The 13234-nt window shown below is 69.6% G+C and carries 12 protein-coding genes and 2 tRNA genes; 4 read left to right on the top strand and 10 right to left on the bottom strand.

The window, feature by feature from the left end; genetic code table 11:
• Positions 1-114 precede the first annotated feature (114 nt).
• The 5 genes from clpX to ACZ61E_RS32040 form a co-directional block, all read right to left on the bottom strand.
• Positions 115-1407, bottom strand: a complete 1293-nt coding sequence (clpX, locus tag ACZ61E_RS32060; protein ID WP_078077342.1) for an ATP-dependent Clp protease ATP-binding subunit ClpX — start codon at positions 1405-1407, stop codon at positions 115-117.
• A 153-nt stretch (positions 1408-1560) separates the two neighbouring features.
• On the bottom strand, positions 1561-2244 hold the full coding sequence (locus ACZ61E_RS32055) for an ATP-dependent Clp protease proteolytic subunit (protein ID WP_469703881.1): 684 nt from the start codon (positions 2242-2244) through the stop codon (positions 1561-1563).
• Positions 2245-2366: 122 nt separating this feature from the next.
• Positions 2367-2972: an ATP-dependent Clp protease proteolytic subunit gene (locus ACZ61E_RS32050; protein ID WP_031231653.1), complete on the bottom strand. Its 606-nt coding sequence runs from the start codon at positions 2970-2972 to the stop codon at positions 2367-2369.
• A gap of 255 nt (positions 2973-3227) precedes the next feature.
• Positions 3228-4652, bottom strand: coding sequence for a trigger factor (gene tig / locus ACZ61E_RS32045; protein WP_469703879.1), 1425 nt, complete (start codon positions 4650-4652; stop codon positions 3228-3230).
• A 177-nt stretch (positions 4653-4829) separates the two neighbouring features.
• Positions 4830-4906: transfer RNA gene (locus tag ACZ61E_RS32040), tRNA-Pro, on the bottom strand.
• A gap of 147 nt (positions 4907-5053) precedes the next feature.
• Here ACZ61E_RS32040 and ACZ61E_RS32035 point away from each other — a divergent pair.
• Positions 5054-5127: transfer RNA gene (locus tag ACZ61E_RS32035), tRNA-Gly, on the top strand.
• An 88-nt stretch (positions 5128-5215) separates the two neighbouring features.
• Here the strand turns inward: ACZ61E_RS32035 and ACZ61E_RS32030 are convergent.
• On the bottom strand, positions 5216-5410 hold the full coding sequence (locus tag ACZ61E_RS32030; RefSeq protein ID WP_469703877.1) for a hypothetical protein: 195 nt from the start codon (positions 5408-5410) through the stop codon (positions 5216-5218).
• Between the two features lie 456 nt (positions 5411-5866).
• On the opposite strand from ACZ61E_RS32030, the gene ACZ61E_RS32025 reads away from it, so the two are divergent.
• A complete protein-coding gene (locus ACZ61E_RS32025) occupies positions 5867-7066 on the top strand; it encodes an acyltransferase family protein (RefSeq protein WP_469703875.1) in 1200 nt (399 codons plus the stop codon).
• Here the strand turns inward: ACZ61E_RS32025 and ACZ61E_RS32020 are convergent.
• Positions 7043-7492, bottom strand: a complete 450-nt coding sequence (locus tag ACZ61E_RS32020; RefSeq protein WP_469703874.1) for an HD domain-containing protein — start codon at positions 7490-7492, stop codon at positions 7043-7045. The genes ACZ61E_RS32025 and ACZ61E_RS32020 overlap by 24 nt on opposite strands.
• A 131-nt stretch (positions 7493-7623) precedes the next feature.
• Here ACZ61E_RS32020 and ACZ61E_RS32015 point away from each other — a divergent pair, with 131 nt between their 5' ends.
• Positions 7624-8862: a cation:proton antiporter gene (locus ACZ61E_RS32015; RefSeq protein WP_469703873.1), complete on the top strand. Its 1239-nt coding sequence runs from the start codon at positions 7624-7626 to the stop codon at positions 8860-8862.
• Positions 8863-8899: 37 nt separating this feature from the next.
• On the opposite strand, the gene ACZ61E_RS32010 is transcribed toward ACZ61E_RS32015, so the two are convergent.
• The gene (locus ACZ61E_RS32010; protein ID WP_469703871.1) at positions 8900-10045 is read right to left on the bottom strand and encodes a PP2C family protein-serine/threonine phosphatase; all 1146 of its coding nucleotides are present in this window, start codon (positions 10043-10045) and stop codon (positions 8900-8902) included.
• Between the two features lie 108 nt (positions 10046-10153).
• On the opposite strand from ACZ61E_RS32010, the gene ACZ61E_RS32005 reads away from it, so the two are divergent.
• Entirely contained in the window at positions 10154-11413 is a 1260-nt protein-coding gene (locus tag ACZ61E_RS32005) for a GNAT family N-acetyltransferase (RefSeq protein WP_469703870.1), read from the top strand.
• Between the two features lie 127 nt (positions 11414-11540).
• Here the strand turns inward: ACZ61E_RS32005 and ACZ61E_RS32000 are convergent, their stop codons facing one another.
• Both ACZ61E_RS32000 and ACZ61E_RS31995 read right to left on the bottom strand, forming a co-directional pair.
• Positions 11541-12362: an Fpg/Nei family DNA glycosylase gene (locus tag ACZ61E_RS32000; RefSeq protein ID WP_469703868.1), complete on the bottom strand. Its 822-nt coding sequence runs from the start codon at positions 12360-12362 to the stop codon at positions 11541-11543.
• An 84-nt stretch (positions 12363-12446) separates the two neighbouring features.
• Positions 12447-12935, bottom strand: coding sequence for a ribose-5-phosphate isomerase (locus tag ACZ61E_RS31995; protein ID WP_469703866.1), 489 nt, complete (start codon positions 12933-12935; stop codon positions 12447-12449).
• Positions 12936-13234: the final 299 nt, after the last annotated feature.

The raw sequence follows: 13234 nt of genomic DNA, 5'->3' as shown, positions 1-13234 counted from the left end.
CCCCCCCCCCCCCCCCCCCCCCCCCCCCCCCCCCCCCCCCCCCCCCCCCCCCCCCCCCCCCCCCCCCCCCCCCCCCCCCCCCCCCCCCCCGCCCCTCTTCGTGGGTGAGCGGCGCTACGCCGACTTCTCGTGGCGGCCGTCGTTCTTCACGATCCGCGGCTCGCGCGGGACCAGCGTCGGGTTCACGTTGTTGCGGACGACGTCCGCCGTGATGACCACACGGGCCACGTCCTTGCGCGAGGGGACCTCGTACATCACCGACTGGAGGACCTCTTCGAGGATCGCGCGCAGACCGCGCGCTCCGGTGCCGCGCAGGATCGCCTGGTCGGCGATGGCTTCGAGCGCCGGGAGGTCGAAGTCCAGCTCCACGCCGTCGAGTTCGAAGAGGCGCTGGTACTGCTTCACCAGCGCGTTGCGCGGCTCGACCAGGATCTTGAGGAGCGCCTCACGGTCCAGGTTGTGCACCGAGGTCAGGACCGGCAGACGGCCGATGAACTCGGGGATCATCCCGAACTTCACCAGGTCCTCCGGCATGACCTCCTGGAACTGGTCGCTCTCCTCGATCTCGCGCTTGGAGCGGATCGTGGCTCCGAAGCCGATGCCCTTGGCGCCGGCCCGTGACTCGATGATCTTCTCCAGGCCCGCGAAGGCGCCGCCCACGATGAACAGCACGTTCGTCGTGTCGATCTGGATGAACTCCTGGTGCGGGTGCTTACGGCCGCCCTGCGGCGGGACCGAGGCCGTCGTCCCCTCCAGGATCTTCAGCAGGGCCTGCTGGACGCCCTCGCCGGAGACATCGCGGGTGATCGACGGGTTCTCGCTCTTGCGGGCGACCTTGTCGATCTCGTCGATGTAGATGATCCCGGTCTCGGCCTTCTTGACGTCGTAGTCCGCCGCCTGGATCAGCTTCAGCAGGATGTTCTCGACGTCCTCGCCGACATAGCCGGCCTCGGTGAGCGCCGTAGCGTCCGCGATCGCGAACGGTACGTTCAGCATCCGGGCCAGCGTCTGCGCGAGGAGCGTCTTGCCGGAGCCCGTGGGGCCCAGCAGCAGGATGTTGGACTTCGCGAGCTCGATCGCGTCGTCACGGCTGCCCGCGCCGCCGTTCTCACCGGCCTGCACGCGCTTGTAGTGGTTGTACACCGCTACCGAGAGGGCCTTCTTCGCGGGCGCCTGCCCGACGACGTACCCCTCCAGGAACTCGTAGATCTCCCGCGGCTTGGGCAGTTCCTCCCAACGCACCTCGGAGGTCTCGGCGAGCTCCTCCTCGATGATCTCGTTGCAGAGGTCGATGCACTCGTCGCAGATATAGACCCCGGGACCTGCGATGAGCTTCTTCACCTGCTTCTGGCTCTTCCCGCAGAACGAGCACTTGAGCAAGTCGCCGCCATCACCGATGCGTGCCACGAGGTGCTTCCCCTTCGCCTGGGAGCAGCCTGGTTCAGCGGCTCCTGTGCCTCATACCCGACGGTACCTTGCCTGGCCCCCCGTTCGGGCCCCCCTTGGCGCGGTTCAGGTGTACGTGCGACCACCCGGGCCGCGCCAAGGGCACCGGACGGGTCAGGCCGCTGCCGCCGCCGTGGTCTTACGGGTCGAGACGATCTGGTCGACCAGACCGTACGCCAGAGCGTCCTCGGCGGTCAGGATCTTGTCGCGCTCGATGTCGTCGCGGACCTTCTCGATCGGCGTCGTCGAGTGCTTGGCCAGCATCTCCTCGAGCTGCGCGCGCATGCGCAGGATCTCGTTGGCCGCGATCTCCAGGTCGGAGAGCTGCTCGCGGCCGGTCTGGCTGGACGGCTGGTGGATCAGCACGCGGGCGTTCGGCAGGGCCAGGCGCTTGCCCGCCGTGCCGGCCGCGAGCAGGACGGCGGCCGCGGAGGCGGCCTGTCCCATGCAGACCGTCTGGATGTCCGGCTTCACGAACTGCATCGTGTCGTAGATGGCCGTGAGCGCCGTCATGGAGCCGCCGGGGCTGTTGATGTAGATCGAGATGTCACGGTCGGGGTCCATGGACTCCAGGCACAGCAGCTGGGCCATGACGTCGTTGGCCGACGCGTCGTCGATCTGGACACCGAGGAAGATCACGCGCTCCTCGAACAGCTTCGCGTACGGGTCGTACTCGCGCACGCCCTGCGACGTGCGCTCCACGAAGCGCGGGACGACGTAGCGGTTGTCCACCTGGGGGCCGGTGTAGAGGCCGCTCGCGGAGGCGCCGGGGTAGTTGTTCATAAGGGTGTTCACCATCCTGGTGGCTTCTGATGGGGCTGACGTGGCCGGTCCGGGGCGTGACTCCCGCCTGGGCCGGGTTCTGGAAGTCCCGCCTGCCCCGCGGCGTCCGGCGGACGGCGCTACTTCCACAACACGGCTCAGGCGCCGGTGCCGCCGCCGCCCGGAACACCCGAAGCAGCGGAGATGATCTCGTCGATGATGCCGTAGGACACGGCCTCCTCGGCGGTGAACCAGCGGTCGCGGTCACCGTCGCGGATGATGGTCTCCTCGGTCTGACCCGTGTGGCGCGCGGTGATCTCGGCCATGCGCTTCTTCGTACGGAGCAGCTGCTCGGCCTGGATCTTGATGTCCGAGGCGGTGCCGCCGAGGCCCGCGGAGCCCTGGTGCATGAGGATGTCGGTGTTGGGCAGCGCGAAGCGCTTGCCGGCGGTGCCGCCGGTCAGCAGGAACTGGCCCATGGAGGCCGCCATGCCCATACCGATGGTCACCACGTCGTTCGGGATGTACTGCATGGTGTCGTAGACCGCCATGCCCGCCGTGACGGAACCACCGGGGCTGTTGATGTAGAGGTAGATGTCCTTCTCGGGCTCGGCCGCGAGGAGAAGGAGCTGCGCGGTGATCTTGTTGGCGATGTCGTCGTCGACCTGCTGGCCGAGGAAGATGATCCGCTCACCGAGCAGTCGGCTGTAGACCTGGTCGCCGAGGCCACCACCGAGGGACGGCTCACCGGCGGCGTAAGGCATCAGATTCGTCACGTATCCACCTGCTCGTCTCTGACGGCTCCGGCCGTCTCAGCGTCTTTCGTTCCGGGGGACGGGGGTAGACCCCTGCCCTCGTATTCATGGACCCTAACGCGCTGGTCGGCGGGCGCCATCCCGCTTCCCGGACTGTTCGCTGGCAGCGCAAGGTAGTTGGGTCGTCGCAGGACCGGGGGAACGGAGCGGGCCCCGGGCGCGCGTCGCGTCCCGGGGCCCGGAGATCCGGTCGAGCGAGGGCGCTCAGCCCTCGTTCTTCGCTTCGGCCTTGTCGTCGGACTTGGTGTCCGCCGCGGCGTCCGCGGGGGCGTCGGCCTCGTCGGAGGACGCCTCGACCGTCTCGGCGGTCGTGTCCTCCTCGTCCTCCAGGTCGACGACCTCACCGTTGGTGTCGACGACCTTGGCGGCCTCGACGACCACGGCGAGCGCCTTGCCGCGGGCGACCTCGCCGACGAGCATCGGCACCTGGCCGCCCTCGACGACGGCCTGCGCGAACTGGTCGGGCGACATGCCGGAGGACTGCGCGCGGCGCATGAGGTGCTCGGTGAGCTCCTCCTGGTTCACGTTCAGCTTCTCCTTGTTGACCAGCTCGTCGAGGATGAACTGGGTCTTGATGCCCTTGACCGCCTGCTCCTTGGTCTCCTCGTCGAACTCTTCCTCCGTCTTGCCCTGGATCTCCAGGTACTTCTGGAGGTCGAGCCCCATCTGACCGAGCTGGTGGTGCTCCAGGTTGTGCTTGCGGGTCTTGATCTCGTCCTCGAGGAGCTTCTCGGGGATCGGCACCTCGGCCAGCTTCAGCAGCTCGTCGAGGACGCGCTCCTGGGCCTGGGTGGCCTGGTCGTACTGCTTCATGCTGCCGAGGCGCTTGCGGCTGTCGGCCTTCAGCTCGTCGAGGGTGTCGAACTCGCTCGCCATCTGCGCGAACTCGTCGTCCAGGTCGGGCAGCTCGCGCGCGGCGACCTGGGTGACCTTGACGGAGACCTCGGCGTCCTTGCCCTCGGCGGTGCCGCCCTTGAGCTGGGAGGTAAAGGTGGCCTCACCGCCGGCCTCCAGGCCGGTCACGGCCTCGTCGATGCCGTCGAGCAGCTCGCCGGAGCCGATGGTGTACTGCACGTCGCCGGCGACGCCGTCCTCCAGGACCTCACCGTCGACCTTGGCCTCAAGGTCGATCGTCACGACGTCGCCCTCGGCGGCGGCGCGCTCCACGGGGTTGGTGGAGGCGAAGCGCTCGCGCAGCTCCTCGACGGACTTGTCGACGTCGTCGTCGGACACCTCGACCGCGTCGACGGTGACCTCGATACCGGTGTAGTCCGGGATCTCGATGACGGGACGGATGTCGACCTCGGCGGTGAACGACAGCAGCTCGCCGTCCTTCAGCTCCTTGATGTCGACCTCGGGCTGTCCGAGGACGTTGAGCTCACCCTCGTTGACGGCCTCCGTGTAGAACTTCGGAAGGGCGTCGTTGACGGCCTCCTCCAGCACAGCTCCACGGCCGAACCGCTGGTCGATGACGCGGGCCGGGATCTTGCCCTTGCGGAAGCCCTTCACCGTGACCTGGTCGTTGATCTTCTTGTACGCCGCGTCGAGGCTGTCCTTGAGCTCCTCGAAGGGCACCTCGACAGTGAGCCGAACCCGGGTCGGGTTCAGGGTCTCCACGGCGCTCTTCACGGTTCGGTCTCCTTGGTGGCTGATTCTGGGGTCTGCCGTGCCCGCCGTGACTCCGGCGGACCAGCGGATTCGGCCCGGTTCCTCACGGTCTCTTCAGACACACGGGCACGCAGCTTGCATAGTAGCCGCAAGCAGGATGAGGCCCACAACGCGATCATGAACAGTCACGTGGACAGATGGTCGGGGTGGCCGGATTCGAACCGACGACCTTCCGCTCCCAAAGCGGACGCGCTACCAAGCTGCGCCACACCCCGTCGGTGCGACACGTAGGGTACATGCCCGCGCCAGGTGCGCCGGACGATTTGACGGGAGCGGCGACGGGGGAGGAAGCGGTGTGCGCCGGGGGCCACCGACCCGCTACGATGTCTCCCGTGCCGCGGTCCTGATCACCTGCGGCGCGTGCGGGCGTAGCTCAATGGTAGAGCCCTAGTCTTCCAAACTAGCTACGCGGGTTCGATTCCCGTCGCCCGCTCCACACGACCGAGGGCCGGGCCGGAGAGTGATTCTCCGGCCCGGCCCTCGGTCGTTGCCGGGCCCGCCCGGGGGCGGGGTGCGGCGGGGCGCTAGAAGCTGATCTGGTTGATGGTGTCCGCTATCGAGTCCAGGAACCTGTTCACCGACGGCGCCATGTCCGTGGACGCCAGGAAGAAGCCGAACAGGATCGCGACCACGGCGGGGCCGCCCTTCAGGGAGCCGCCGCGGATCAGAACCACGAGGACGATCGCCAACAGCAGCACCACAGACAGTGAAATGGCCACAACTGATCACACCCTCGGTCGGTCCGCCTTGCCGGCCGCGGGAGCTCACGGCCTCGCACTCATCCCGCTGCCTCCATCGTGCCACCAACCGCCCCTCAGGTGTGGGTCCGTGACGAATCATCGAGGTAAGGATCACGCCAATCGGCCGGCGGGCGCGGCCGGCGGGCGACCGGATCCGCCGGGGCGGGCGGATATGAGGGGCATCTATTCGGCAATGCGGCGCCGTCATTTCCTCGACACACACAGCTCCCTCACAGGAAAATGGCGAGGTGATCCCCTGACGCCGCACCCGGTGAATTCACTGGGAGTCACACCGAGGCCAAAACCTTGGTGATATGCCCCATTTAAGGGGGATTAACAGGGGCATATCTACCGGTGGGCGGTTCTTTCGGTGTCGAACACCCCTCTTTGCGCGGGAAGTTTTACTCATCGCATTGTGCGGATAGGGTTAATCAGATGCCCCACGCTCCGCACGGATATGAGAGGACCCGGCTCCCCGGCACGCAGGAGCTGGATCCCGTCCCCCCGACAGCGCAGACCGCGTCGGCCGCTGTGGCCGAAACCCCTGTTCGGACCCCTCAGGATTCCGCGAAGTCGGCGCCCCCCACGCCCAAGTCGTCCACGAAGCGAGACGCGTTCTTCGACAACGCGAAGTACCTGGCCATCGTGCTGGTGGCCATCGGCCACGCCTGGGAACCGGTGATGGAGGGCAGCCGGGCGACGAAGGCGCTCTACATGATCGTCTACTCGTTCCACATGCCGGCCTTCATCATCATCTCCGGCTATTTCTCACGGAGTTACACCGGCCGCCCGCACCAGATCAGACGTCTCCTGACCGGGATCGCGGTCCCCTACATCGTCTTCGAGGTGGCGTACTCGCTGTTCAAGCGGGTCACGAACGACCCCGGCCACCCGATCAGTCTGCTCGACCCCTGGTATCTCACCTGGTTCCTGGCCGCGTTGTTCATCTGGCGGCTGACCACCCCCATCTGGCTGTCGCTGCGCCATCCCCTGCCGGTCGCCCTCGGTATCGCCGCGCTCGCCTCCTTCACGCCGAACATCGGCGAGGACCTCAACCTCCAGCGCGTACTCCAGTTCCTGCCGCTCTTCGTGCTGGGTCTCATCCTCAAGCCCGAGCACTTCCAGCTGGTCCGCCGCCGCGAGGTGCGGCTGCTGGCCGTACCCGTCTTCGCCGGTGCGATCGTCTTCGCCTACTGGGCGGCCGTCCGGATGCAGAACGCGTGGTTCTACCACAACACCGCGGCCCAGGATCAGGGGGCGCCGTGGTGGATCGGCATCGTCATGACCTTCGCGCTGTTCGGCTGCTCGGTGGTGCTGACCGCCGCGTTCCTGTCCTGGGTGCCGCGCCGCAGGATGTGGTTCACGGCGCTCGGCGCCGGCACCATCTGCGGGTATCTGCTGCACGGCTTCCTGGTCAAGGGCGCGGTGTACAGCGGGATCTTCGACACGAACGTCTGGCTGGCCGAACCGGCCGGACGCGTCTTCCTCACCCTGCTCGCCGGTGTCGCGATGACTCTGCTCTGCACACCGCCGGTACGCCGGATCTTCCGCTGCGTGACGGAGCCGGAGATGAAGTGGGCCTTCCGGCGCGACCCCGCGCAGGACGCCAAGTCACGGGCGGGGAAGGCCGAGTAGCCGCCTCACCTCCGCGTATTTCACGGTGAGCCGGGTCCGGGTCGCCTCGTCCAGTACGGCGAGGCGGCCCGGATCCGCGTTGTGCGCCAGATCGGACTCCTTGACGAGCAGCGCGCCCGGAGTGGCGAGGATGCGGCGCGTGTAGGTGACGGTGTCCTCGCCCCTGACCTTCGTCACGGCGAGGACCATCTCCTTGACCGACGGCGGCAGCGCCGCGGCGTCGAGCCACGCGCGGGACAGCGCGTCGTCCTCGACCGAGTCGTGCAGCCAGGCGGCGGCGATCTGCTCCTCCGAGCCGCCCCGCGCCCTGACACCGTCGGCCACCGCCCGAAGGTGCTCCGCGTACGGCCGGCCGGCCTTGTCCCGCTGGCCCTCGTGCGCCTCGCGGGCGATCAACTCCACCTCGGCCAGGCTGAGATACGTCATGTGGCGAACTCCATAGTGGGTCAAAACTTGCAGAGTAAATCGTTTGGTAAACTAATTACTGACGCTTCCTTGACGCGCCTTTGACTTGATGGAGGAACGGTCCCATCGGACACGCAGACACGCTCATAGCCATGGGCGGCGCCTTCCTTGCTGCCGCTCTCCTCGCCCGTCTCGGCAGCCGGATCGAGCTGCCGACGATCCCCCTGTTCATCCTGGCCGGAATCCTGCTCGGCCCGCACACACCCGGCATCGTGCTCGTCTCCGACCCGCACGAGCTGGAGATGCTCTCGGCCCTCGGCCTCGTACTGCTGCTCTTCTACCTCGGCCTCGAATTCCATCTGGACGATCTCAAGGCGGGCGGCCGCAAGATGGCCCTCGCCGGCGGCGCCTATCTCGCGCTGAACGTGGGCGCCGGACTCGGTTTCGGCTTCGCACTGGGCTGGGGCACCTCCGAGGCGCTGGTGCTGGCCGGTGTGCTCGGTATCTCCTCGTCCGCGATCGTCACGAAGATCCTGGTCGACCTGGGCCGTATCGGGAATCCGGAGACGAAGCCGATCCTCGGGATCATCGTCGTCGAGGACATCTTCCTGGCGCTCTACCTGGCCGCGCTCCAGCCCATCCTGTCCGGCGCCGACAGCCTCTCGGCCGCGCTCAGCGACGGCGGGAAGGCGTTCGGGTTCCTGCTGCTGCTGGCGCTCGCCGCGCGCTTCGGCAAGAAGGTCATCGGCCGCCTCATCAACACGAAGGACGACGAACTGCTCGTCATCTCCTTCCTCGGCATCGCGGTCTTCGTGGCCGGGGTCTCGGAGTGGTTCGGCGTAGCGGACGCGATCGGCGCGTTCATGGTCGGTCTGATGCTGGGCAACACGAGCTCCGGCGACCGGATCCGCACCCTCGTGCACCCGCTGCGGGACGCGTTCGGCGCGATCTTCTTCTTCGCCTTCGGACTGTCCATCAATCCGGGCGACCTGCCGAAGGTGCTGTGGCCGGTCCTGGCAGCCGTCGCCCTGACGCTGACGATGAACATCCTGGCCGGGCTGGTGGCCGCCCGTATCTACCACTTCGGGTCCGGCCCCGCGGCGAACGTCGCCACGACGCTGGTCGCACGCGGCGAGTTCGCCCTGATCCTGGCGACGATGGCGGCGGGCGCGGCACTGGACGCGCGCCTGGCCCCGTTCATCGCGGGCTACGTGCTGATCCTCGCGGTCCTCGGTCCCCTGGCCGCGGCCAAGTCGCACTGGCTGGCGCGGGTGCTGCCGGGCGGCGGGCGCGGTGGCGGTGACGGAGGAGGCGGCGGCGAGGGCAGCGGTCCGTCCGGTGACGACACCTCGGACGGCGATCTGACGCTGGCGAAGGCGTCGGGAGCCTGACGCGTGACGGAGGGCCGGTGCCGACAGGTGCCGGCCCTCAGCCCTCGCGACAGATCAGCAGCAGCGCCCGGTCGTCGTTCACGTTCTTGGCCACCGCCTCGATCAGATGCCAGGCCGCTCCCTCGAAGCCCGCCGCGACATAGCGGTCCGCCTCGCCCGACAGGCGGTCCATGCCCTCGCTCAGATCGCGGCCCGACGCCTCGACCAGGCCGTCCGTGAACAGCATCAGCACGTCGCCCGGCAGCAGGGCCCCCTTCACCGGGTCGAACTGCGCGCGGTCGTAGACGCCGAGCAGCGGGCCCTCGCCCGTCATCTCCTCCCAGCGGCCACTGCCCGCGTGGAGCTGGAGCGCGGGCAGATGGCCCGCGGAGAGCAGTTCGTACGCACCGGATTCGAGGTCCAGGACGAGATGGATGGAGGTCGCGAAGCCCTCGTCCCAGTCCTGGCGGAGCAGATAGCCGTTGGCGGCCGGCAGGAAGTCGTGGGGCGGGAGCGAGCCGAGCAGCCCGCCGAACGCGCCGGAGAGCAGCAGCGCGCGGGAGCCCGCGTCCATGCCCTTGCCCGAGACGTCCGTGAGGACGACTTCGAGCGTGCGGCCCCCGTTGGTACGGGCCGCGACGACGAAGTCGCCGGAGAAGGACTGGCCGCCGGCCGGCCGCAGCGCCATCTCCCGGTGCCAGCCCTTGGGCAGCGGCGGCAGGGCGCTCTGGACGCGGATGCGTTCGCGCAGGTCGAAGAGCATGGTGCCGCCGCGCCGCCACGGCACCCCGACGCGGGCCCTGAACTGGGCTATGAGCAGTCCGAAGAGACCGCAGGCCGCGACCACCAGGACGGTGCCCGGCGTCACCGTGGCGGGCCCCTGGTGGTACGGGCCGAGGACGAGCGACTCGACGATCAGGGCGACGGCGGCGACGGCGTACAGGCCGAGCAGGCTGGAGGGCCGCAGCAGCAGTCCCCCGGCGACGATCGGCAGGACCAGCGCGGAGGGCGCGAACCAGACGGGGACCGCCATGGTGGCGAAGGCGATTCCCGGGACGGTCAGCATCAGCCCGACGAGGGCGATCCAGTCCGAGCCGTCGCCCCGGAAGTAGTCGACACCGGATTTGCGCACGGCGTTGCGGGCCCGGTGCAGCGACTTGCGCATCCGGGCCGTGTACGAATCCGCCTTCGCTCCACCGGTCATCGTGGTTGGACCCTATCCATCTGCGGGCCCGCCGTGCAGGGGGACCCCGGTGACATTGCGTTCGATATCGGGTCGCCTCGACCCTCCGCTCCCTGGTACTGATGGCATATGACCACAGACTTGCGAGTACTCGAAGCCTCCGACTGGGACCGCTGGTTCGGGACACTGGAGAGAGCCTTCGGCGGGGCGCTCGTCGGCTCCGCCGAGCAGCGTGAGACATGGCGCTCCGTGACGGAGCACGAGCGCTCCATCGGGGTCTGGGACGGCGACGAATGCGTGGGGACGGCGGGGGCCTACACCTTCGGGCTCTCGGTGCCCGGCGGCGGTGTGGTCTCCGCCGCCGGGGTCACGATGGTGAGCGTCGCGGCCACGCACCGGCGGCGCGGAATCCTCACCTCCATGATGCGGCGGCAGTTGGACGACATCCGTGCCTGGGGCCAGTCGGTCGCGCTGCTGACCGCCTCGGAGCCGGAGATCTACGGCCGGTTCGGATACGGCGTCGGGGCGCGGCAGTTGAGGGCCGAGATCGACACCTCACGTGTCTCGATCAAGGTGCCCGCCGCTCCGGGCGACGGAGGGGAGAGCGGGCCGCTGCTGCGCTACGTGGCGCCCGACGACGCGCGGGGGGCGATCGAGTCGGTGTACGCGCGGCTGGTCGCGAGCCGCCCCGGAATGCTGGAGCGCCGGCCCGGCTGGGACCGGAAGCTGCTGATCGACCCGCCGGAGACGCGCGAGGGCGCGTCCGCGCTCCAGTGCGTGCTCGCGCGGCGCGGCGCGGGCGACGACGCCGAGACGGTGGGGTACGCGCTCTACCGCATCAAGCCGTCCTGGGATTCGGCCGGCCCGAGGGGCACGGTCGTGGTCGATCAGCTGGCGGGGCTGGACCCCGTGACATACGCCACGCTGTGGCGCTTCCTGGGTGACATCGATCTGACGTCGACGGTGAGCGCGCCGAACCTGCCCGTGGACGATCCGATCCAGTTCCTGGTCTCCGACGTGCGCCGTGCCGGTATCGGGGTGCGGGACTCGCTCCACGTACGGCTGGTGGAGGTCGGCGCGGCGCTTGCGGCGCGCGGCTATCAGGCGCCGGTGAACGTGGTGTTCGAGGTGGACGACGCCTTCTGCCCCTGGAACGAGGGCCGTTGGCGGCTGACCGCCGACGAGAAGGGCGCGTCCTGCGAGCGGACGGCGGAGGCGGCGGATCTGTCGCTCTCCGTGCGGGAGTTGGCCACGATGTATCTGGGCGACACCACACCGGCCGCGCTGGCACGGGCGGGTCTCGTGCGCGAACTGCGTCCCGGCGCGCTGACGGAGACGTCGATCGCCTTCGCGTCCCCGGTGGCACCCTGGCTGCCGCACGGCTTCTGAGCTCCGCGGGCGGGGCGGGGCGGTGCGGCCGCGCCGGGCAGGGCGGGACGTCGCGGACTTGGCCTGGGTCGTGTCTTCAGACTCCCGCCCGGCCTGCGGGCGGACGGCGCTACTTAGAAGACACGACCTAGGCGTGCTGGCAGGCCGGGCACCAGAAGAGGTTGCGGGAGGCGAGCGGGGTCGTACGGATCTCGGTGCCGCACAGATGGCACGGCATCGTCGCGCGCCGGTAGACGTACACCTCGCCGCCGTGGTCGTCCACGCGCGGCGCTCGGCCCATCGCCTCGGGCAGGTGCTCGGGCCGTACGGTGTCGATGCGGCCCAGCCGTACGCCCTCGCGCATCAGCTCGCCGAGGTCCGCCCAGATGGCGTCCCACTCGGCGCGGGTGAGGTCACGGCCGATCCGGTAGGGGTCGATGCCGTGCCGGAAGAGGACTTCGGCCCGGTAGACGTTGCCGACGCCGGCGATGACCTTCTGGTCCATCAGCAGGGCGGCGACGGTGGTGCGGGAGCGGGAGATCCGTGCCCACGCGCGCTCCGGGTCGTTGCCCGGCGCGCCGGTCGGGCGCAGCGGGTCGGGTCCGAGCCGGTCGTGTATCGCCTGTTTCTCCGGTTCGGTGATCAGCGCGCAGGTGGTGGGACCGCGCAGTTCCATGTACGACGTGTCGTTCAGCAGGCGCAGCCGGACGGTGTCGGTGGGCGGCGGTTCGGGGGTGTCGCCGAGCGCGACCTTGCCGAACAGGCCGAGGTGGACATGGATCCAGCCGCTGTCGCCGAAGCCGACGAAGAGGTGCTTCCCGTGGGCGCTCGCCCCCTGGGTCACCCGGCCGTCGAGGAGCGCCGCGCTCTCGGCGAAGCGGCCCTGGGGGCTGGCGACGCGTACCGGCTCCGCGGCGAAGCGGTCGTTGAGGTCCTGGGCGAGGCGGTGGATCGTATGCCCCTCGGGCACGGGGTCTCCTCGGTGCGTGGGGGGTGACACGGCGGTGCCGCCGGGCGCGGGCCCGGCGGCACCGTTCGCTGTCGCGGGGCGGGTTCAGTCCTGCTTCGGGTGGTGCGCCGGGATCGGCGGCACCTCCCCGGTCCGCTCGTAGGCCGCGAGCATCTCGATGCGGCGCGCGTGGCGCTCCTCGCCCGTGTACGCGGTGGCGAGGAAGATCTCGACGAACTTGGTCGACTCGTCCTGGGTGTGCATCCGGCCGCCGACGGAGATCACGTTGGCGTTGTTGTGCTCGCGGCTGAGCGCGGCGGTCTGCTCGTTCCACACGAGCGCGGCGCGCACGCCCTTCACCTTGTTCGCGGCCATCTGCTCGCCGTTGCCGGAGCCGCCGATCACGATGCCGAGGGAGTCGGGGTCGGCCGCGGTCCGCTCCGCGGCGCGGAGGCAGAACGGCGGATAGTCGTCCTGGGCGTCGTAGATGTGCGGGCCGCAGTCGACGGGCTCGTGGCCGTGGGCCGTGAGCCATTCGACGAGGTGGTTCTTGAGTTCGAAGCCGGCATGGTCGGAGCCGAGATAGACGCGCATGGGCGAAGTGTGGCACGTCGGCGAGGGTGCGGAGCCCTCCGGGGTGGGCAGTGCCGTACCCGTACTCGACGGCGGATGCCGGGTGTCGGCGCGCGGCCGGCGGCGCCGGGACGGAGGGGCGCCGTGCGGCACGGAGCGGGGGGGGGGGGGGGGGGGGGGGGGGGGGGGGGGGGGGGGCGGGTGGGGGGGGGGGGGGGGGGGGGGGGGGGGGAGGGGGAGGGGGGGGGGGGGAGGGGGGGGGGGGGGGGGTGGTGGGGGGGGGGGGTGGGGGGAGGGGGGGGGGGGGGGGGGGAGAAAAA

This window comes from Streptomyces sp. NPDC104581, from assembly GCF_055583685.1.
This window is presented reverse-complemented; position numbering and strand designations above follow the sequence as displayed.

Bases quoted from the DNA above. Each gene is read 5' to 3' on its own strand.
- ACZ61E_RS32055 (WP_469703881.1), bottom strand. From the start codon at position 2,244: ATGGTGAACACCCTTATGAACAACTACCCCGGCGCCTCCGCGAGCGGC.
- ACZ61E_RS32050 (WP_031231653.1), bottom strand. From the start codon at position 2,972: ATGCCTTACGCCGCCGGTGAGCCGTCCCTCGGTGGTGGCCTCGGCGAC.
- ACZ61E_RS32025 (WP_469703875.1), top strand. From the start codon at position 5,867: ATGCCCCACGCTCCGCACGGATATGAGAGGACCCGGCTCCCCGGCACG.
- ACZ61E_RS32020 (WP_469703874.1), bottom strand. From the start codon at position 7,492: ATGACGTATCTCAGCCTGGCCGAGGTGGAGTTGATCGCCCGCGAGGCG.
- ACZ61E_RS32015 (WP_469703873.1), top strand. From the start codon at position 7,624: ATGGGCGGCGCCTTCCTTGCTGCCGCTCTCCTCGCCCGTCTCGGCAGC.
- ACZ61E_RS32010 (WP_469703871.1), bottom strand. From the start codon at position 10,045: ATGACCGGTGGAGCGAAGGCGGATTCGTACACGGCCCGGATGCGCAAG.
- ACZ61E_RS32005 (WP_469703870.1), top strand. From the start codon at position 10,154: ATGACCACAGACTTGCGAGTACTCGAAGCCTCCGACTGGGACCGCTGG.
- ACZ61E_RS31995 (WP_469703866.1), bottom strand. From the start codon at position 12,935: ATGCGCGTCTATCTCGGCTCCGACCATGCCGGCTTCGAACTCAAGAAC.